This is a genomic window from Schaalia meyeri (assembly GCF_900105015.1).
Lineage (GTDB): Bacteria > Actinomycetota > Actinomycetes > Actinomycetales > Actinomycetaceae > Pauljensenia > Pauljensenia meyeri.
On the sequence record NZ_FNLK01000012.1, the window covers coordinates 1 to 20,404 of the forward strand.

The 20,404-nt window shown below is 65.8% G+C and carries 19 protein-coding genes; 8 read left to right on the plus strand and 11 right to left on the minus strand.

Features of this window, described 5'->3' with window-relative positions:
• The 3 genes from BLT68_RS05445 to BLT68_RS05455 form a co-directional block, all read right to left on the minus strand.
• Nucleotides 1-382 (minus strand): FAD-dependent oxidoreductase (locus BLT68_RS05445; protein ID WP_131800081.1); only part of this gene is annotated, 382 nt, incomplete at its 3' end.
• Between the two features lie 15 nt (nt 383-397).
• The gene (locus tag BLT68_RS05450) at nt 398-1,270 is read right to left on the minus strand and encodes an electron transfer flavoprotein subunit alpha/FixB family protein (RefSeq protein ID WP_074633238.1); all 873 of its coding nucleotides are present in this window, start codon (nt 1,268-1,270) and stop codon (nt 398-400) included.
• 17 nt (nt 1,271-1,287) lie between these two features.
• Nucleotides 1,288-2,097: an electron transfer flavoprotein subunit beta/FixA family protein gene (locus BLT68_RS05455; RefSeq protein ID WP_232618706.1), complete on the minus strand. Its 810-nt coding sequence runs from the start codon at nt 2,095-2,097 to the stop codon at nt 1,288-1,290.
• A 45-nt stretch (nt 2,098-2,142) separates the two neighbouring features.
• On the opposite strand from BLT68_RS05455, the gene BLT68_RS05460 reads away from it, so the two are divergent.
• Entirely contained in the window at nt 2,143-2,805 is a 663-nt protein-coding gene (locus BLT68_RS05460) for a TetR/AcrR family transcriptional regulator (protein WP_232618707.1), read from the plus strand.
• On the opposite strand, the gene BLT68_RS05465 is transcribed toward BLT68_RS05460, so the two are convergent.
• The 8 genes from BLT68_RS05465 to BLT68_RS05500 form a co-directional block, all read right to left on the minus strand.
• On the minus strand, nt 2,775-3,440 hold the full coding sequence (locus tag BLT68_RS05465) for an MBL fold metallo-hydrolase (protein WP_050694380.1): 666 nt from the start codon (nt 3,438-3,440) through the stop codon (nt 2,775-2,777). The two genes, BLT68_RS05460 and BLT68_RS05465, sit on opposite strands and share 31 nt — an antisense overlap.
• 2 nt (nt 3,441-3,442) lie before the next feature.
• Nucleotides 3,443-4,735 (minus strand): MFS transporter, encoded by a 1,293-nt coding sequence (locus BLT68_RS05470; protein ID WP_131800091.1) that lies wholly within the window; start codon nt 4,733-4,735, stop codon nt 3,443-3,445.
• Nucleotides 4,736-4,899: 164 nt separating this feature from the next.
• Nucleotides 4,900-5,775, minus strand: a complete 876-nt coding sequence (locus BLT68_RS05475) for a MaoC/PaaZ C-terminal domain-containing protein (RefSeq protein ID WP_050694378.1) — start codon at nt 5,773-5,775, stop codon at nt 4,900-4,902.
• Nucleotides 5,776-5,802: 27 nt separating this feature from the next.
• Entirely contained in the window at nt 5,803-7,374 is a 1,572-nt protein-coding gene (locus BLT68_RS05480; protein WP_070778304.1) for an AMP-binding protein, read from the minus strand.
• Between the two features lie 6 nt (nt 7,375-7,380).
• Nucleotides 7,381-8,601, minus strand: coding sequence for an L-carnitine CoA-transferase (caiB, locus tag BLT68_RS05485; protein ID WP_070778305.1), 1,221 nt, complete (start codon nt 8,599-8,601; stop codon nt 7,381-7,383).
• Between the two features lie 28 nt (nt 8,602-8,629).
• On the minus strand, nt 8,630-9,763 hold the full coding sequence (gene caiA / locus BLT68_RS05490) for a crotonobetainyl-CoA dehydrogenase (RefSeq protein WP_070778306.1): 1,134 nt from the start codon (nt 9,761-9,763) through the stop codon (nt 8,630-8,632).
• Nucleotides 9,764-9,795: 32 nt separating this feature from the next.
• The gene (aes, locus tag BLT68_RS05495) at nt 9,796-10,764 is read right to left on the minus strand and encodes an acetyl esterase (RefSeq protein ID WP_074633243.1); all 969 of its coding nucleotides are present in this window, start codon (nt 10,762-10,764) and stop codon (nt 9,796-9,798) included.
• A gap of 29 nt (nt 10,765-10,793) precedes the next feature.
• Nucleotides 10,794-12,107, minus strand: a complete 1,314-nt coding sequence (locus tag BLT68_RS05500; protein ID WP_074633244.1) for an MFS transporter — start codon at nt 12,105-12,107, stop codon at nt 10,794-10,796.
• 579 nt (nt 12,108-12,686) lie between these two features.
• On the opposite strand from BLT68_RS05500, the gene BLT68_RS05505 reads away from it, so the two are divergent.
• The 7 genes from BLT68_RS05505 to BLT68_RS05535 all read left to right on the plus strand — a co-directional run bounded on the left by BLT68_RS05505 (nt 12,687) and on the right by BLT68_RS05535 (nt 20,401).
• The gene (locus BLT68_RS05505; protein ID WP_232618709.1) at nt 12,687-13,670 is read left to right on the plus strand and encodes a CPBP family intramembrane glutamic endopeptidase; all 984 of its coding nucleotides are present in this window, start codon (nt 12,687-12,689) and stop codon (nt 13,668-13,670) included.
• Between the two features lie 163 nt (nt 13,671-13,833).
• Nucleotides 13,834-14,700: a MerR family transcriptional regulator gene (locus tag BLT68_RS05510; RefSeq protein ID WP_070778393.1), complete on the plus strand. Its 867-nt coding sequence runs from the start codon at nt 13,834-13,836 to the stop codon at nt 14,698-14,700.
• Complete coding sequence (locus BLT68_RS05515) at nt 14,693-15,607, plus strand: ABC transporter ATP-binding protein (protein ID WP_050694372.1); 915 nt, start codon at nt 14,693-14,695, stop codon at nt 15,605-15,607. Before BLT68_RS05510 ends, BLT68_RS05515 begins: the two co-directional genes overlap by 8 nt.
• The gene (locus BLT68_RS05520; RefSeq protein ID WP_074633247.1) at nt 15,604-17,205 is read left to right on the plus strand and encodes an ABC transporter permease; all 1,602 of its coding nucleotides are present in this window, start codon (nt 15,604-15,606) and stop codon (nt 17,203-17,205) included. Before BLT68_RS05515 ends, BLT68_RS05520 begins: the two co-directional genes overlap by 4 nt.
• 120 nt (nt 17,206-17,325) lie before the next feature.
• Nucleotides 17,326-18,732: an endonuclease/exonuclease/phosphatase family protein gene (locus tag BLT68_RS05525; RefSeq protein ID WP_074633249.1), complete on the plus strand. Its 1,407-nt coding sequence runs from the start codon at nt 17,326-17,328 to the stop codon at nt 18,730-18,732.
• A gap of 271 nt (nt 18,733-19,003) precedes the next feature.
• Entirely contained in the window at nt 19,004-19,441 is a 438-nt protein-coding gene (locus tag BLT68_RS05530; protein ID WP_050694369.1) for an AbrB/MazE/SpoVT family DNA-binding domain-containing protein, read from the plus strand.
• Nucleotides 19,442-19,477: 36 nt separating this feature from the next.
• On the plus strand, nt 19,478-20,401 hold the full coding sequence (locus BLT68_RS05535; RefSeq protein WP_050694368.1) for an ABC transporter ATP-binding protein: 924 nt from the start codon (nt 19,478-19,480) through the stop codon (nt 20,399-20,401).
• The last annotated feature ends 3 nt before the right edge of the window (nt 20,402-20,404 follow it).

Below are 20,404 nucleotides of genomic sequence, written 5' to 3' on the forward strand. Positions count from 1 at the left end.
CAGGCATGACGGTCACCCCCACCTCCTCGCACTGTTCGAGAAGCCAGGCGTCGAGTTTGGCGCGCAGGACGGTCACGGCGTTCGCGGGTTCGCTCAGGCGCTGGTCCCAGTAGTCGATGTTGACGAAGGAACCGGCGTTGATGAGGCTCACGCAATTCCGGGTGATCCTGCGCTCCACGGGCGCGACATCAACGAAGTTCGGAAAGACCTTTTCCATGACGCGGCAGTAGAACACCCCGCCAGACAGGTTCTTCGATCCCGGCTCCGCGCCGCGCTCGACGAGCAAAACCTCCCGTCCTTGTTCAGCGAGGGTGTAGGCGCACACGGCGCCCGCCACGCCTCCGCCGATGACGATGACGTCGAAGTCAACTTCCTCGGACATGATCTTCTTCTCGTTTCAGGACAGCGCCGCTGTGAGTGCGGGCACGACGTCGTAGATGTCGCCCACGATGCCGTAGTCCGAGATCTGGAAGATCGGGGCATTAGCGTCGTTATTGATGGCGACGACGACCTTGGAGTCCGCCATGCCGGAGGTGTGCTGCACCTGGCCGGAGATGCCGAGGGCGACGTAGACATCCGGTGAGACGTGCATGCCGGAGACCCCGACGTAGCGGTCCTTGCTCATCCAGGCGGTGCCTTCGGCCAGCGGGCGCGAGCAGGCGATCTCCGCGCCGAGGGCATCGGCCAGGGCCTGGGCGAGGGCGAGGTCCTCCTCGGCCTTGAATCCGCGCCCGCAGGAGACGATGCGGCGCGCCGCTGCGAGGTTCGCGGGGCCGGAGCCCGAAGGCTGGACATCGACGACCTCGGCACCCATGGGGGTTCCCTCGTGGGCCTGGGCTGCGGGGCCATCGGCCTCCACTGCGGCGCCCCCTTCGAGGACGAGGACGGCACCCTTGAAGGCGACGGTCTCGTTGGTGAGGCCTCCGTAGCGGGCCACCTCGGCGCCTTCGGCGCTGACGCTTGTCGCGCCGACGACGACGGGGAGTGCGAGAGCAGCCGCAGCGGCTCCCGCAAAGGAGCGCTCGGCGGGCCGGTTCGCCGCCAGGATCACGTCGCCCTTCGCATCGGTGAGCAGTCCCGCGACCACGCCCGCGTAGGCCTCGGCGGGCACGTTCTCGGCGGTGGGCACGTGGATGACGCTATCGACGCCGCCGACGGCGGGGGCCGAGGGAGCGACGGCGATGACGGTGATGGTCCCGCCGATCGCAGCGGCAGTCTCAACGAGGTTGGCGATGCGCTCGTCGGTGGTGAGGATCCAGGTGTTCGTCATTGTTCTGCTGTCCTTTCTCAGAGTGCGCCGGCGTTGCGCAGGGCGGCGACGAGCTGGGCTGCGGCGTCGTCTCCGGTGAACGTCTCGTTGCGGCGGGCCTTGGCGACCGGCTTGGAGCGGCCGGTGACCTCCAGCGCCGCGTCAACGGTGGGCAGATCGGCGACGGCAACCTTCTCGAGGGGCTTCTTCCCGGCGGCGAGGATGTCCTTCATGCCGGGGACCTTCACGGGGGCGGCATCGGTGGCGACGGCGGCGACGACGGGGCCGTCAACGCTGATGGTGCGGGTACCGCCCGCGGTGCTCTGGGTCAACTTCCAGCCATCGCCCGCGGCCTCGACCGCGACGACTTCCTGGAAGCACGGCCAGCCGAGGAAGCCGGCGATGAGGGTGGAGACGATCTTCGCGGATTCGTCGATGGAGGAGTCGCCCGTCAGGACGAGGCTCGCCCCCTCGACCTTGCCGACGAGCCCCGCCAGGGCGCTCGCGACGGTCGTGGCGTTCCAGGTCGAGGTCTCGTCATCGGCGACGACCAGGGCGCGGTCCAAACCCCTGGAGAGGGCGCCCTTCTTTGCCATTGACGAGGAGACGGCCGACGTGCCGACGGAAATACCGACGACATCGGTGCCGAGGGAATCGGCGAGGGTGCGCCCCACCTGCACGGCGACGGGGTCGTATTCGGAGATCGCGGCCTTGGCGCGCGACCAGTCGATGGCGCCGGAGGCGTCGACGGTGGTGTCTTGCGGGTTTGCTGCGTACTTGTACGCGACGATGATGCTCATCATCTGCCCTTTCTGCACGAGAGTGCTGTTGGTGGTCTGCGGGGGCATCCAACCCCTGCGGGATGCGAAGAGGGTCGCTTAGAATTACTGCATGTGACCCCCCTCGCGGAAGGAGTGCGCGCGGTGACGCGTTTTGCGATTCTCAGTCCCGCCAAAGCGGGCCGGCCTCGTGATCCTCAATTGGAGGAACGCGTCTTTCGCACTGCCCTCGACCTGTACGGGGAGGCGGGCTGGGCGGGGTTCAACCTGACGAAGATCGCCGCCGAGGCCGGGGTCGGAAAGTCCAGCCTGTACTCGCGATGGAGCGACCGCGACGATCTGCTCCACTGTGCCTTCACCGCCCTGGTCATCTGCCCGGGCCCCCGCGGGGACTCCCCCAGGGAGGTTCTCGTCAACGAAGCGGACTTCCGGCTCCGCGAGTACCTGGGTCCGAACCGTTCGGCCGTGCGCCGACTGTTCGTTGAAGCGGGGAACGCCGAGGACCCGGTGATCTACCAGATCTACGAGGACCTGTTCGTCACCCCCCTCTCGGCCATCCACGAGCGCCTGTGGGATTTCAAGCGCGACGGCTGCCTGCCCCGCAACACGTCGGTGGTGCGCCTCCTCGACGCCATCGAAGGCAGCGTGCTGATGCGTACCTTCTGCCTGCCCGACGATTTCATCGGCTGTTTCTTGGAGAAGGTGCCGGACTACGTGGCCGACCTGGTTGACGATCAACTTCACCATCACGAGCCCTCACGCCAGTTAGACGAATAATCTCCGCCGCGCAATGCGCTCAGGGCGATGGAGGCCAGCATCGGCCGTTCGGCCCCCAGGATCGTCGCCGGACCGTGCCCCGGGTAGACGCACAGATCGGCGTCCAACTGGGCGAGGCGCGCGCACGAGCGCGCCATGTCCGCGTAGTTGCCCAGGACGAAAGCCGTCGAGCCGATCGCCCCCGCGAAGAGCACGTCCCCGCTGAACAAAACCCGCTGGGCCTCGCCCAACAGACATATGCTGCCGGGCGTATGCCCCGGAGTGTGAAGAACCCGCAGGACGTCGTCGCCCCAGGTAATCGTGTCCCCCTCACGCAGGGGTCGGTCAACGTGGTCGACGGTGTAGTCGATCCCCTCCTCGTCGAAGCCGGAACGATGGACGTCGCCCACCCCGTCCACGTCGTCGGCCCCGCAGGCCACCGGGCAGCCATACGCCTCAACGAGCTCATTGACCGCCCCGATGTGGTCGCTGTGGCAGTGGGTGAGGACGATGCCGATGACCGTCTTACCCGAAAGCCAGCGCATGAGGGTCGCTGGCTCCGCGCCCGGATCCACGACGATGGTGCCCTCCTCGTTGGTGAGGGCGTAGCAGACGGCCTGCCAGGAGCCGACGGTGAGTTGCTCGATCGTGAACACTGTCAACGCCCCCTGAAGTCCACTGATCCGGTTTCGGCCAGCGTGTAACCGCGCGTCTCGGGAGCCCAGAGGATCGACACGACCGCGCCCAGGGCGGAGATCACCGCACCGGCCAGCATGGTCTTGGCTATGCCGTAATCGGCGATGAATGCGGGCAGGACGTAGATCGACACGACGGTTCCGACGCGGCTGAGCGCCATGGCAAATCCCATGGCGGTCGCACGGATCTCCGTGGGAAAGAGTTCGTTGGGATAGAGCCATTCGAGGTTGCCGGGACCGCCCGACAAGAGCGCGTAGGCGATGAAGCAACCCATGACCAGGCCGATGCCCGCACCCGGAAAGAAAGCGATGATGGCCAGGGCCACGGTCATCCCAGAGAAACAGGCGATGATGAGGGGGCGTCGGCCGATCCTTTCGCACAGGTACATGGCGGGGAGGGTACCGATCATGAAGAAGGTGCCGATCAGGAGCTCACCAAGCAAAACGTTGCGGCCTTCGCCCAGGCCGACGGCGCTGATGATCTGCGGGCCGTAGGTGTACAGGGCGAACATGGGGATCGCCTGGCAGAGCCAGATGGTGCCGACGAAGATGATGCGCCGCAGATAGACGCCCCGCAGGACCTTCATGACCGATGTTTTCGCTGCCTCCTCAGCCTCGGGCAGGCGGACATTGGCCCCCAGGGTCTCATGAACGATGCGCTGGGCTTCTTCGACCCGGCCTTTCGAGACGAGCCAGCGCGGGGATTCCGGGATGTTCCATCGGCCCAGCAGAATGAGAATGCAGGGAACGGCAGAGGAAGCCAGCATGTAGCGCCAGCCGTGATCGGTGTTGACGAGGGCGAAGCCCACGAGGGCGGCGACGTTGGCCCCCAGGTACCAGGCGGCGGCGATGATGCCCATCGCCGCGGCACGGTACTTGCGCGGCGAGAACTCGGCAATCATCGAGGTTGCGATTGGGTAGTCGGCGCCCACCGCCACGCCGACAAAGAAACGCAGAATTACTAGTGTCACAGGGGTGTGGACCAGGGCGCACAGGATCGACAAGATGGCGATCACCACCAAATCGATGACGAACATCTTGCGCCTGCCGATCAGATCCGTGAGCCACCCGCCGACGGAGGCGCCGAGGAAGAGCCCGACGAGGGCTGACACGCCGAGCAGGCCATTCCAGTGCGCGTCGAGGACCAGGTCGGAACCCATCGCCCCCAACGCCACTCCGATGATGGACAGGACGTAGCCCTCCAGGAAGGGGCCTCCCGAGGAAAAGACGATGACGCGCTTGAGCAGCGGGGTCATCTCGAGGTCCTCAAGGTCGATGACGGGTTCGTTGTCGCTCACGGTGTTCTCCCTCCAAGCTCGGTACGGGACGTGTGGTGTCTTCAGGGGGCGGCGCGGGAGAGGATGCTGCAGCGTCTCTCCCGCGCCTCGGGGAATCGCGGCCTGGCCCCGCACGGGCGCGATCAGCGGTATTCGATGATCCCCCAGTTCAGGTGCGGCTTCGCGCCGGTCTCATCGACATCCGCATCGACCAGTGCGAAACGCAGCTCGCCTTCCTTGACCTTCCACAACCGGGTCTTCAGCGTCGACCCCGGGTGGACCGGCGAGGTGATGCGGGTCTTGAAGCGGGTGATGCGCTCGGGCTCGCCGGGAACGAAAGCGTTGATCGCGTGACGCATGACGACGCCCGCGTAGGAAATCGCGTGCAGGATCGGACGCGGTTCGCCGTTCTCGGCGGCGTAGTCCCAGTCGATGTGCTGGGGATGGTAGTCGCCCGAGAGCCGGTAGATGAGCGCCTGGTTCTCCGGGATCGTCTCTTCGATCTCCACGTCCGCGGGGCGGTCGGGCATCTCGACAATGTCCTTGGGGGGCTTGGGACCGCCCCAGCCGCCGTCATAGATCAGGCAATCCCAGGACTCGTTGGTGAAGAGCAGGTTCCCGTCCGAGTCGTAGGTGTCGCCGATGTGTTGGGCGAGCAGGCCTCGACCCTCGCCGCGGTCGTAGAGGCCCTCGAGGCGCACCTTGGTCTCCAGGTGGTCGTTCATCTTCGTGATGGGGCGGTGGAAGGTGATGTCGAAGCCCCAGTGCAGCGAGCCGGCGTAGTTGTAGCCGTAGTCGATGGTGCGGGTGACCTCGGAGTCCACGATCAGCATGGCGCCGAACATGGGGAGCACCTTGAGCTGGGGGTCCCGCTCATCGTGCTCGTTGAGGTATTCGAGGCCGTCCTTGCCGTCGATGCCCGCGCCGCACCCCAGTGCGAAGAGTTCCAGGTCGCGGAAGGTGTAGTCGCGTACGAAGGGTCCGAAGGTCTGGCCGACCATATCGGTGTTGATTGCCATTGTTCATTGTCCTTTCATGGATCGGATTCACGAGTGTGCGAGGATGTGTTTCTTTACTTTTCCGTAGCTGCCCCGCGGGAGCTCCTCGACGAACTCCACGAAGCTGGGCACCTTGAAGCCGGCGAGCCGACCCGCGCAGTGGTCGATGACAGCCTCGGCATCGAGCCCGGCTTCCGGCTCGGCCACGACGAAGGCTTTGACCGCTTGGCCTCGCACGCCATCGGGAACGCCGATCACCGCGACCTCTCGCACCCCGGGAAGGCCGTCGATGATGCACTCGACCTCAGCCGATGACACCGATTCCCCGGAGCGCTTAATGAGGTCGACCCGTCGGTCCATGAAATACACCCACCCGTTCTCGATGTAGGCGTAGTCATGCGTGTGAAACCAGCCGTCCTCGTCGAGCACCTCCGCCGTTGCCTCGGGATCATTCCAATAACCCGCCATGAGGCTCACTCCGGGGACGCCGCGCAGGACGATCTCCCCCACCTCGCCCTCGGGCAGCTCGTCACCCTGACAGTCCACGATGCGAACCTCGTAGCCGGGACCCACCCTGCCGATGGACGGCCAGCGGCGCTCCCCGTGGGGATAATCGGTGATCGCTCCGATCAGGCACTCGGTGGACCCGTAGTTGTTGAGCAAGGGCACGCCGAAGCGCTCTTCGAAAGCCGCCTTATCCCCCTTGTTGAGGGGTAGGAAGTAGTGCATCTCGCGCACCTGGTGGTCGCGCTCACCCGGGTCGACGCTCTGGCGCAGCATGGTCACCACGATCATCGCCATCCCCTGGACCAGGGTCGCTCGATGATCGCGTGCCTGCCGCCAAAAGCACGTCGCCCGGTAGCGGGAGAGCATGATGAGCGTCGCGCCCATCGTCAGCACCGGGGCCAAGGCCGAGAGCTGGAGATTCACCCGGGCCGCCACCATGGAGGTCATGTAGCGATCCTCGGGGTTCATATCCAGTTCCCAGTTGACGAAGTTGCCCGAAAAGACGAAGTTCGCGTGTGTGATCATCACGCCCTTGGGTGCCGAGGTCGTGCCCGAGGTGAAGAGGATCTCGCACAGGTCCTTGGGGCGCACACGAGGGTTCGACGTGAAGGTGTCGGCTTCGCGCGACGTGAGCTCCCCCAGGCGGGGAAGGTCAGGGCCGTCGCCGTCCGCGGCGCCCACCTGGCCCACCACGATGACGTCCCTGACGGTGTCCGGCAGGCAAAAGAGCACGTCACCGACCCTGCATGCGCGGGTGATCAGCGTGTCAGCCTGGCACAGACCGAGGATGCGACCCAGCTCGAAGGGTGCCGAAGTGGCGTCAACGGGCACCGATACAGCGCCCATTTTCGCCAGGGCCAGGGTGCACTCTATGAACTCGACGCAGTTGTCGAGGTAGAGCACCACCCGGCTCCCCTCGCCGATGCCCCTGGCAACGAGGGCGTTGGCGCACTTGTTCACGGCCGCGTCGAATTCGCGGTAGGTGAAGCGACAGACGTCGTGGGAACGAGCGTCCTCGAAAACGAGGAACTCGTGTGCTCCCCGGTCCTTCACCTGCCGCTCCCACAGTTGGGGCACCGTGGTGCTCTCCGGCGCGAACGTCGAGCTGGTCACGGCCGATCAGTCCCCGTCACTGGCTTTGACGGTGCCGGACTCGATCAGGGCGTCGATGGCCTCGTCCGAGTATCCGGCGCGCCTCAGGACGTCGCGAGTGTCCTCACCCAGAGCGGGCATCGGCCGCCAGAAGGCACCGGGGTTGCGGGCGAACTTCGGGAAGGTATTCAGCCCCTTGACGGGGGTGCCGTCCGCCTTCTCCCACTCGATGAAGCACTCGCGCGCCTGGACGTGCTCGGCCTCCAGGATGTCGGGGAACTCGTTGACGACCTGGGCGGCGATACGGTGATCCACGAAGTCGCGCTGCACGTCGTACTTGGACTGAGTCTTGAGGTACTCCTCCAGTGTCTCCTGGATGAGGTCGGCCTTGGGGCTGCTCAGCCACAGCGCCGACGTGCCCTCGGGGTATTCCTCCGTGCCCCACAGGTGACCCAGGCCGATGGTCTCGAGCAGGTACTTGTTCTGCGACACCCCGTACAGGCACAGTCCGATGTAGCCGTCCTTGCACTCGTAGATGCCAATACCGCACAGGTTCTGGTGGCGAGCTCCCGGACGCGGGTAGGTAATGCCCGCGTTCATGTAGTCCATCATGTAGTAGGTGCCCACCCTCAGCAGGGTCTCGTACATCGCCATGTCGATGCTCTCGCCCTCGCCGGTGACTCCCACGCGGTGCAGGGCAGCCAGGGCCGAGGAGATGATCATCAGGGAGTTGATGTAATCGCCCAGGTACGGGGAGATGTTCATCGGCTGATCAGCGCTGCCGTTCTGGGCGATGATCCCCGCGTACGCGGCGACGGTGAGGTCGTAGGCCGCGGAGTTGACCTGCGCGTCATCGCCCCATTGCCCGAAGCCGGACACGTGGACGATGACGAGCTTGGGGTTAACTTCCCAGAGGAATTCGTCGGTGATGCCCTTGCGGGCGTACATGGGGCCCTTGCCCGCCTCGATGAAGATGTCGGCGTCCTTGACGATGGCCCGCAGGGCCTCCTTGCCCTCTTCGGTGAACGGGTTCATGGAGATCGAGCGCATGTTGCGACGCTCCATCTCCTTCACCCAGGCGGTGTCGCGCATAGAGTCGCCGGTCCACACGTTTTCGATCCAGGTGACGTCGGCTCCCCATTCGGCCATGATGGCAGCGGCCGTGGGGGCCGCGATCTCAACTGCGGAATAGACGACTTTGACGCCATCGAGGACGCCGAATGATGGCTTTTCCGTGGGCAGTGCCATGGTGTAGGTCCTTTCTATTCAGATGGTGTCAGCGGTAGGGGTACAGGGCGGAGCGGCCAGCGGTGAGGATCATCATCTCGTCGGTGCCGCCAGAGATGCGGTCCACGCGCAGGTCGCGGTAGAAGCGCTGGACGCGGTGGTCGCCGGTGATACCCACGCCGGCCAGGACCTGGAGCGCACGGTCGACGACCTCGAAGGAGGCCTGGGAACAGTAGTACTTGGCCATCGAACAGTCGCCGCGGGACAGCAGACCGTTGTCGTGCTTCCACGCGATCTCGTAGAGCATGTTGCGCATGTTCGTCAGGCGGATCTTCATCTCGGCGAACTTGAGCTGGATGAGCTGATGGCGGGCGATGGCCGCTCCGCCCTGAACGCGCTGGTTGGCGTACTTCGCGGCATCCTCGAAGGCGCAGTAGGCGGTGCCGTAGTTGGTCAGCGCAACGAGGAAGCGTTCGAGGTCGAAGTCGACCACGCCGCGGCGGAAGCCGTTGCCCTCGGTACCAAAGAGGTCCTTCTCCTCCAGTTCGACATTGTCGAAGTAGATGTCGCAGCACGAGTCCATGCGCAGACCGAGCTTGCCCAGGGGTTCCTTCGTGATGCCCGGCAGGCTCATGTCGACGAACCACTCGGTGTAGGTGTCCATGTTTTCCGAGTCCCGGGCCATGACCACCAAGTAGGGCACGTAGAGGGAGGAGGTGATGAAGGTCTTGTGGCCGTTGAGGTAGACCTTGCCGTCCTTGCGGGTGTAGGTGGTGCGCATGTCGTCCCACGAGGACCCAGCGGAGGGCTCGGTCATCGCGTAGTTGAGCATCTGCTTGCCGGTACCGACAAAGGAGAGGATCTTCTCCTTTTGTTCCTCGGTGCCCTCACGCAAAACGGTGTCCCAACACGGCAGCTGATACAGGACGTAGGTGGGGCCACCTTCACGCCCGAGGGCCTCGTAGGCGGCGGTTAGGGTCACCCAGTCGGCGCCCAGCCCGTCGTTCTCCTCGGGGAGGAGGATGCGGTCGAAGCCGAGCTCACAAATGGCCTCGGTCCATTCGATGGGGTACTCGTGCTTCTCATCGCACTCGTGGAAGTAGGTGTCCCAGTTCCGCGAGCGCATGAGTTCGGTGAAGGCGTCTACCATGAGCTGCTGGTCTTCGTTGAGCGAGAATTCCATGTCGAGTCACTTTCTGTGTGTGAGCGTGTTGCTCAGCGGTGGATCGGGTGTTCGGTGAAAAAGCGCGCGGCCTCGTTGAGGACTTCCATGGTCTGATCGAGCATCTTGGAGTGGTGCAGGAAGCCATGGATGACGCCCTCGACTTCGTTGTAGAGGTGGGGCACGCGGCACAGATCGAGGATTTCGACCAGGGTGCGCGAATCGTCGCGCAGGGGGTCGAGGCCGGCAGCGACGATGTAGCAGGGCGGGATGCCCGCGCTCAAGTCGGCGCCAAGGATGTTGAAGTAGGGGTCGTCGGCGTTCGCTGGATCGGCGAAGTACTGGCCCAGATAGTACGCGTAGTCCTCTTCGGTCAGCCCGTCCCACGTGCCTCCCAGCAGGCGCATGGACATGGAATCCTTCAGCCCGTAGGCGCCGTAGAAGAGGAGCATCGTGCGCACGGTGGACAGGGATTCCTCGTCGCGCATCATGAGCATCGTCGCTGCCGCCATGTTGGCCCCGGCGGAGTCTCCGGCAAAGGAGATGTCATCGGGGTCGACGCCCCATTCCTCGGCGCGGTCACGAATGTGGGCGACGACGTCGCGGCACTCGTGGATCTGCTGGGGGAAGCGCGCATCGGGCGCCAGAGTGTAGTCGATGCTGACGACCGCGGCTTCCGTGAGGTGGCACAGGGTGCGTGTGATGCGGTCGTGGGTGTCCACATCGCCGACGACCCATCCGCCTCCGTGCATGAACACGATGAGCGGCAACGACCCCTGATCGCTCGGGCGGTAGTGGCGCACCCGCACCTCGCCGTAGCGGGTTGGGACCCGACGGTCGGCGCACATGGCCACTGAGGGGCCGCCCTCGTTCCAGAAGGCGCGTTCGGCCCGATAGGCCTGGCGCATTTCTTCGAGGCTCTGACCGGTGACGTAGGCGCCGGCGGCGAGTTCGTTCTGTTTGGCGACGACCTCGCCCATCTGCGTGCTCCACAGGCGAGGCACGGCGTATTTGTGACCCACCGTATTTCTCCTTCGCTTGACTGGGATTGTCAGTTCTCGTCGTCCGCCTGCTTCTTCGAGCGAGCACGAACGAGCAGGACCAGAGCGATCGCGCACAGCGCCGCCAGGAGTGCGGAACCAGCCAGGATCAGGAAGATCTGATGGAACGCGGTTTCCTTCGCGTCACCTGCGGCATCGCGGATGGAGCCGAACCAGGTGTAGGAGAAGGTGTCGGGAAGGAAGCCGATCACCGACAGGAGGCCGGAGGCCGTGCCGAAGACCACGGGGGGAATCTTTCCTTCGGTGAGCTGCGAGGACACGATGCCGAAGACACCGTTGGCGAGGAAGGCAAGAACGATGACCAGGCTGGCCGCGAGCACGGCATTCGCGCTTGAGGGCAGGACCGCGAAGCAGACAAACACGCAGGACGCCGCGATCGAACCACCCGCGATAACGCGCGAGGGGGAACCAACCATCTGTGCCACTCCGCCGAAGAACGGGGCGGAGAGCAGCGAGACGCCGTAGGTACGGATGCTTGCAACCATGGTGACGACGACGATTGGGAGGACCATGACCTCCTTCATGTAGCCTGTCGTCTGGTTGACGCCGGTGTAGAAGAAATAGACGAAGAAGAGCGTTGCCGCGGCCAGCCAGACGACGGGGTTCGACAGGACGGTCCCGAGCTGCTTGATGCTGAAACCGCCCTCGCTGGACTCAAACTCACCCTCGAACTTCGGGATAAAGAAGAAGGAGAGGACGGCGAGAAGCATGATGATGCAGCCGAGGATGATCAGCAGGACGCGCATGGGAATGAGGTCACCCTGGGACGCGAGGCGACCAAGCAGCCAGGAGTTGAAGAAGCCCAGAAGAACGCCGGCGAGGCCGTAGAATGCGTAGGAGATGCCGATGTTTCGCGAGTACGCGCTCTCCTCGGAGATGAGGCGGACCAGCTTGTAGCGGATTCCCCACCAGATCAGGATCGTGCTGACGCCCATCGCCACGAAAAGGAAACGGATCGTGAGCAGCGAGGGGAACATCGCGTACCAGAAGGTGAGCAGGGCGGTCAGACCGAAGCCCACCCAGGAGAGGGTGTGAACACGAACCACGTCGGCGACGATGCCCGAGGGCAGGTAGCAGATGAGGGCCGTGGTCGCGTACGCGCTCAGGAGGGTTCCGAGTGTCGTCGTGACGTTGTCAGGGGTCGCCCCGCCCGAGGCGATGAGCGCCTTTCCCAGCGCGTCTTCGAAGACGTACTGCAAGAACGCGGGCATGTAGATGATGGAACTGCCGATGGAGACCAGGATGAGCAGGAAGACGCGATGACCAGTCGTCAAGTCTTGCGCGCGGCGCTCCTGGGTGAGCATACTCAGCACTGCGGCTGCCTTTCATATGTCGAGGGTCAGGGGAATTGACTTGTTTCAAGTGCCCCGCGACCATCTCGCTCATTCCCATGAAAATTCCGAGAAATTCCATGTTCCTGACGATTCTGACCCACCATTGCGGTCAACGTTAACCACGAAACCAGGGCCATCGGAAGCGCGCGGGGCGTTGCAATATCAATGCTATCGGGTAGCCCCTATGTTTGTCCTGACCTTGGTCCCACGACTTTCGCCAACCATTTTGGACCCCGCGCGTCCAAAAATCACTTCTACCTGCAACGGTGCCAATCGCACCCTAACCATGTTTATTCTGGACGATTTGAGTCCATTTGTCCCCTACGTTTACGACACGCACAAACTATCGAATCGCGCGCTCCAAACGAGCATAATTATCCGACAAATAAAATGAGGGAACAGGAGCTCCGTTCACGAGGCACCCCCAAGGAAACGAGCCCGGATCGCACGGGAATCATCCCACGCGCCGACGCTGCCACCGCTCAGGAATCGCCCTCACAACTGTCGAAACAAGGGACGGGAGGGATGCGAGCATGAAATATTTATGCTATGAGCTCGTGGACCCCTCCCCCGTGCGCTGACGCCGGGACTCCTCTCGTTCCGCCCCCACAGCAAACGGCGCTGGCGGCGCTGCCCTCGATCGGCCGGATGCCGATTCTCCAGGGGATCCTCCTATTTGTCGGCCTTTTCGCGGCACACGTGAGCGCCAACCTTGTTAAAGCGCTCCTCGCCGGCCCTCTCGGACCCGCGTTAGCCACCACCATCGGGTACGTGCTCGCCAGCGCGATCGCCGTTTGTTTCTACTTTGTCGCCGTACGCCTCGTCGGGGCCAGGCAGGCGAGCGATTTCGAGGGGACGGGGTGGGTGCGAGAACTTCTCTCAGGCGTGATCTTCGGAGCGCTCCTCATGGGCGTCGTCGTCGCCGTCGCCTGGGCGTTCGGCGCCTACACGGTGACCGGGTTCAACCCGCATTCGCAGGCCGCACCCGCGGCGGCGATCTTCCTCCTGGCCGGAGTCGGCGAGGAGATCGCGTTCAGGGCGGGGCTCCTGCGCCTCATAGAACACCGCCTTGGAACGTGGTGGGCGCTCGCCATCACGTCGATCCTCTTCGGCGCCGCACACCTGTCCAACCCGGAGGCGAGCCTGTGGGGCGCCACGGCCATCACCATCGAAGCCGGAATCCTGCTCGGGGCCTGCTACGTCGTCACTCGACGTCTGTGGCTCGTCATGGGCCTCCACTGGGCATGGAACTTCGTCCAGGGCGCCGTCTTCTCCTCGGACGTGTCCGGCACGGGGACGGAGAACGAGGGGTTGCTCGCCGCTCGGATCGAGGGCCCGCAGTGGCTGACCGGAGGGAACATGGGATTCGAAGGATCGGTGGTCACCGTCGTGGTCGGCCTGGCCGTAGGTATCGCCCTGCTCACCGTCGCCCGGCGGCGGGGCCTCGTTATCCCGCCAGGAGCCTTCCGACGCCCGAAGAACGAGGCCCCACGCGCCTCGGCGGACGAGGCTCCCGGCACACGCCCTGACTAAGAGAGGGGCGCTTCCCCGCCCCGCATGAGAAGTGCACCGCAGGCCGGGCGGCTCCGGCGAGATCGCGGCCTGTGACGGGGGCGGCACGCCCCGCGGCCCGCCTGGTTCCATCATCCACGTTCCCCTTGACAGCGACGCTGCGTCACAGTGTTCGATGGTGCCTATGAGAGTCAAAGTGATGGCCGACCTGGCGGGGACCACGACGCGGACGGTGCGCTACTACCACCGCCTGGGGCTGCTGCCCGTGCCCCCGGTCGTCGCGGGGCGCCGCGACTACGGGATTGAGCACCTGGCGCGCCTGCTGCGCATACGGTGGCTGGCCGAGTCCGGGATCCCCCTGGCGAAGATTGCCCCGATGCTGCCCGACGAGCCCGCCCAGGGGCGCAGCGCCATCGAGGCGGACCTGCTCGCCACGCGGGCGCAGATCGAGGCGCGCATTGAGGTCCTGCACCACCAGCGGTCCCGCATCGACGAGCTCGTGGCCAGGGTACGCTCCGGCGAGGCGCTCTCGCCCCTGCCCACTGTCCTCGAGCGCTTCTACGATCGCATCGAGGGCCTCGTCGAGGACCCGGCCACGCTGTCCATCATCCACACGGACCGGTGCACGGTCCTGGCGCTGGCGATGTCGGGGCTCCTCCCCGCCTCGCTGGGCCCTTACATCGAGGGGCTCAGCGACCAGGACCACCGCGCGGTGGCCCGTATGATCACCGCGTTCGCCAGACTCGACCGCAGCCGCTACCCCGGCGCCTACGGCGACGAGGAGAGGGAGTGCGTCATCAACGATCTCAAGGAGAGTGCGTGGGCCGTCCTCGAGCGCAACAGGGCCACCGCCCTCGCGTTGCTGCGCGACCTGCCCAGAGGAGGACCCGGGCACCTGTTGTGGAAACGAGTCGCCCGGCTGTCCAAGATCGGCTACCCCGAGCTCGACCAGAGGCGCGTCATCGACGACCTGATGCACCTCTTGCGGGCGGACCCGGAGTTCGGGCCCGTGCTCGAAGAAAGAACAGGAAAGGACTGGAACATTGTCTGATCTCATCGAGGCCGAGGGCCTCATCAAGAGTTTTGGGAAGGTCAAGGCCCTGGACGGCCTCGACCTTGGGGTCGTCAAGGGCCAGATCCACGGCTTCCTGGGCCCCAACGGCGCGGGGAAGTCCACGACGATCCGCGTGCTGCTGGGCATGTACCGCACCGACGGTGGCCGCGCCCACGTCCTGGGAATGGACCCCGCCCGCAGTGCCTCGGACATCAACCGCCGCCTCGCCTACGTGCCCGGCTCGGTGAGTCTGTGGCCCAGCCTCACGGGCGGGCAGGTACTCGACACCCTGGCGGGCCTGCGCGGCTCGCGCGACCGCGCCCGCGAGGAGGAGCTCACCGAGCGCTTCGACCTGGACCCCACCAAGAAAGTGCGCGCCTACTCCAAGGGCAACGCGCAGAAGGTGGCGCTCGTGGCGGCCCTATCGGCCCCCGTCGATCTCCTTATCCTTGACGAGCCGACCTCGGGCCTGGACCCCCTCATGGAACGCGTCTTCACCGACGCCATCCGGGAGGCCGCTGACGCAGGGACGACCGTCCTGCTGTCCAGCCACATCCTGGTGGAGGTCCAGGACCTGTGCTCGCACGTGACGATCATCAAGGACGGGCGCACCGTGGAGAGCGGCGACTTGTCGCACCTGCGCTCCCTGGCAAAGACCGCCATCCGCATCGGCGTCGGCGAGGGGGACGCGCGGCGCCCCCGCCTCATCGAGGCCCTGGCCGGGCTCGGCGCCCCCATCCGCCCCACCGGGACCCGCGTGGAAACCCGCGTCCCCTCCTCCCTGGTTCCTGCGGTCCTGGGCGTGGTCGCGGATCTGGGCGCAGACGACGTCCAGGTGGAGCCCGCCAGCCTAGAGGACTTGTTCATGAGCCACTACTCGGGGGACCAGGGGGCGCGCTCATGAGCGCGTTCACGGGAATGTGGCGGTGCCTGGGGCTGGCGACGCGCCGCTACAGGTGGCAGGCGCTCGCGTGGATGGTGCCGCTGTGGCTGTTCCTCCTGGTCAATCCGATCGCCCTGCAGCGCACCTACCCCTCCTTCGAGGAGCGCACCGCGATCCTGTCCCAGATGGGCGACGCGCCGGGCGTGCGCCTGCTCTTCGGCCCGGCACCCGCCACCGGCAGCGTGGGGGAGTTCGCCAGTTGGGAGGACGGCGGGTACCTGCTGTGGTTCGTCGCGATCATGGCGATCATGCTCACGACCGCGATGGCCCGGCGCGACGAGCAGGACGGGCACGTCGAGGTCGTCCTCGGGGCGGGCGCGGGCCGATGGGCCCCCTTCGCCTCGGCGACCGCGTGGGCGCTGGGCGCCATGGCGCTCACGGGCGCGGGCCTGGCGGCTTCGCTGATCGGCGTGGACGCCGTCGCGGGCGAGACGCCCCTGCGGGGGGCCTTGGTGTTCGGCGGCGTGGCCATCGCCCAGGGATGGGCTTTCGCGGGCATAGCCCTGGTGGCCTCGCAGTTGGTGCGGGACGTCTCGGCAGCGCGGGGACTGTGTTTCACGGTCTTCGGGGTGGCCTTCGCCGTCCGCGTCCTGGCCGACGAGACCGGGGCGGCGTGGCTGCGGTGGCTGAGCCCCCTGGCCTGGCGGGATGTCGCCGAGCCCTTCGGGGCGGAGCGCGTGTGGGCGTTCGCCGTCTTCGCGCTCGTGGTCGCCGCTCTGGTGGTTCTGGCGGCGCTGCTCCACTCCCGCCGGGAGCTGCTGGGAGCACTGTTGGCCGACCGCTCGGTGTCCACCAGGCGGTGGCGCGTGCGCGGCCCGCTGGTTTTGATCGCGCGCCTGGGCGCACGGCGCCTGGCGGCCTGGTCCTTCGCCCTGATGCTCACAGGGGCGCTCTTCGGTGCGATGTCGGGCGGGCTGTTAGACCTGATCGACACCAATCCGGCGAGCGCCGCCTACATCGAGAAAATTGCCCCCGAGATGCGGCCCGCCGTCCAGTACACCACGTTGCTCGCGGTCGTGATAGTGGCCCTCGTGGCCACTGCGGTCGTCCAGCGGGTGCTCGACCTGGCCGCGTCGGAGGAGAGGGGGCTGCCCGAGGCGGTGCTGGCCTGCGGCGTCCCGCGCACGCGCGCGCTCATGGCGGCGGTGGCCGACGCCATTGGCGCCGGGGTGGTCCTGCTCCTCGTGTCCGGGGCAGCACTGGCGGCCTCCACGGCCACCCAGGTGAGCGAGGACCACGCTCCCGCCCGCGCGCTGGTCTCCACGCTGACCCAGCTGCCGGGGGTCGTGGCGGCGGCGGGAATCGCCGCGTTGCTGGTGGGCGCAGCGCCCCGGTGGCGGTCCCTGGCGTGGGCACTCATCGCATGGAGTTCTTTCGCGCGCTTCTTCGGGGGCCTCATCGACATGCCGAAGTGGGCTCAGGACCTGGGCGTCCTGGGGCACGTGGTCGACCCGTGGGGGACGACGCGCTGGGTGCCGCTGGCGGTCCAACTGGTGGTGGGGCTCGCCTGCTGCGGCGCCGGGCTGGCCGTCTACCGGAGGAGGGACATTCCCGCCTGAGCTGCTCGGGGTCCCCCGGCAACCGCCCCGCCCCCACCGGTCCCGCACCAGCCTTGCATTTTCGCCGCCAATGGTTTTAGTATCTGTGGTACCCATCCTGAACAGTGATAAGGAAATTCGATGAAGAAGCCCCGCTCGGTCGCTGCTACAGCGTGCCTGACCCTGATCTTCGGCCTCATCTCAGTCGGCCCAGCCCTCGCGGAACCCGCGCAGGCGACGACCAGAACACTGACGGTCGCCACCTTCAACGCCAGCCTCAACCGCGATGCGGGTGGCCAGCTCCTCACAGATCTCGCCACCCCGAGCAACGCGCAGGCTTCGAACGTCGCGGAAACCATTCAGAGGACGGATCCAGACATCCTCCTGATCAATGAATTCGACTATGACCCCGAAGGCAGGGCCGTTGACCTGTTCCGCAAGAACTACCTCGAGGTCGCCCATAACGGCACCGCCCCCGTCTCTTATCCCTACGCCTGGTCGGGTCCCGTCAACACTGGCGTGCCCAGCGGCTTCGACCTGGATAAGGACGGGACGAACAACGGCCCGAGCGACGCCTGGGGTTTCGGCAAGTTCCCGGGTCAATACGGCTTCGTCGTCTACTCGAAATACCCGATCAAGACCGACCAGATCCGCACGTTCCAGAACTTCTTGTGGAAGGACATGCCGGGCGCCCTCCTTCCGACCAACGCCGACGGCTCGGGCTGGTACTCCGACGAGGTGCTCCAGCGCTTCCCCCTCTCGTCTAAGACGCACGCCGACCTGCCGGTCGATGTTGACGGCACGACCGTCCACGTTCTCGCCGCGCACCCGACCCCGCCCTCGTTCGACGGACCCGAGCAGCGCAATAAGAAACGCAACTTCGACGAGATCCGCGTGTGGGCCGACTACGTAGCGAACCGGGCCGACTACCTCTACGACGACAAAGACGTCAAGGGCGGCCTGCCCACCGATGCGAACTTCGTCATCCTGGGCGACTACAACTCCGATCCGCTCGACGGCGATTCGTACCCGGGAGCCATCGACCAGCTCCTGACCAGCCCCCGAATCGTCGACACGATGCCGACCTCGCAGGGTGGGCCCAGCGAGGCGAAGCTCCAGGGCGGGGCGAACCTGAAGCACAAGACGGATCCGAAGTACGACACGGGCGACTTCAACGATGATCCGCGGCCGGGTAATCTGCGCATCGACTACGTGCTGCCGAACACGGGCACGCAGGTCGACGAGGCGCAGGTCTTTTGGCCAACCCGTGACGACGAGCTGTTCCGTCTCACCGGCCTCCATCCCTTCCCGACCTCCGACCACCGCATGGTCTGGACAAAGCTGCGCTTCCCGAAAGCAGAGCCACCCGCACCGGAACAGCCGAACCCTGGTGATCAGGGACAGGCAGGCCCCTCGGGAGCGGGCAACTCCGGCAAACTGGCGAATTCGGGCGCACATGGCGGCCTTCTCGGCTTGATCGCCCTCACGGCGGGCCTGGGCGGCGTTCTCCTCATCGCCCAGCGTCGCGCGCGTCGTCGCCGGGCATAGCTGCGATCACTCAACGCCTCGGGGCGGGTCAATCAGACCCGCCCCGAGGCGTTTCGCATGCGACACGGGATTCCTCGCGTGTCAGAAACGCCAACTGGCCGCCTCCCGCGGATGCATCTGTGCGCCCACAGCGGCACCACGCCCACAAGCCGGACACAAGATGAGGGACAGATCACATATTGATCCGGGCGTAAGCGCACTCAAAGAGGCACATAATACATATATATATGTTTTGCATGTTATATCGGATTTAGCAGAGAGGCTGACAACTATGGCACCACGAAACCCCGCACACATCGGCCCCGGCGGGCGCGGCTTCTTCGGAACCGTCACCGTGGGCACGCGAGGACAGATCTCCATTCCCGCGCAGGCACGCAAGTCCCTGAGTCTGGAGCCCGGCGACCAGCTGGTCGTACTCACCGACCCCGCCCAAGGCCTCGCCCTGATCCCCCTGTCCCTGCTGCTCGCCCAGCACGCCGACACCAACCCCATCGCAGCCCTCGTGCGCCACACCATGGCAGGCGGCAAAGTCCCCCCACCCCCGAACACTCCCGAGGCGCAAGACGCAACACCCGATACCCCCCAGGCGGGCGGGGCGGCAGCAACACCAACAAAGGCAGGCGGCGCCACCCCCGCGGCGCCCACTCCGGGAGCGGACACCGCTCCCGGGGAGGACACCGGATACGCAGATAAGTCCCCCGCCTCGTAGACCCACCACCACCCCACTGCACCACCAGGAGTAGAAATGACCACCCCAGCTATTAGCGCAGCGGATGTCACTAAGTGCTACGGCAGCCTCACCGCCGTGGATGGCGTGTCACTGGAGGTCTCCCCCGGCGAGATCTTTGGGATCATCGGCCCCAACGGCGCAGGAAAGACCACCTTCATGGAATGCCTGGAGGGCCTGCGCGTTCCCACGAGCGGCACCATCAAAGTCCTCGGGGAGGACCCGGCCCACCCGACCAAGCAGTGGCGCGAACGCATCGGCGTCCAGCTGCAGACCGCTGCCCTGCCGCCCAAGATCACCGTCAACGAAGCGATGGCGCTCTTCGCCTCCATGTACTCCAACCCCGCCGACCCCTCCGCCCTGCTCCAGGAGCTCGGCATCGCCGCCAAGGGACGCTCCTACGTGGATAAGCTCTCCGGCGGTCAGCGCCAGAGGGTCTTCATCGCGCTCGCCCTGCTGGGCACGCCCGAACTGGTCTTCCTCGACGAGCTGACCACGGCGCTCGATCCCCAGGCGCGCCTGGCCATGTGGGACGTGGTGCGCTCCATCCGCCAGGGCGGGGCCACCGTGGTCATGACCACCCACTACATGGAAGAGGCCGAGGCCCTGTGCGACCGCGTCGCCGTCATCGACCACGGGCGCCTCATCGCACTCGACACAGTCCCGGGCCTCATCGGCTCCCTCGGGAAAGGAACCAAGGTCCAGCTGCGCACCTCCCGCACGATCGAGCCCAGCGTGCTTGACGGCATCGAGGGCGTCAGCGACGTGGTGATCGCCGGAACCTCCGTGTCGATGCTATGGGCGGACACCGGCATCCCCCAGGCAGCCGTCTCAGCCATCGAGGCCACCGGCACCGCCGTGGCCGACATTCACACCAGCTCCCCCGGCCTGGAGGACGTGTTCCTCTCCCTCACCGGCCGCGACATGCGTCAGGAGGCATGAGCC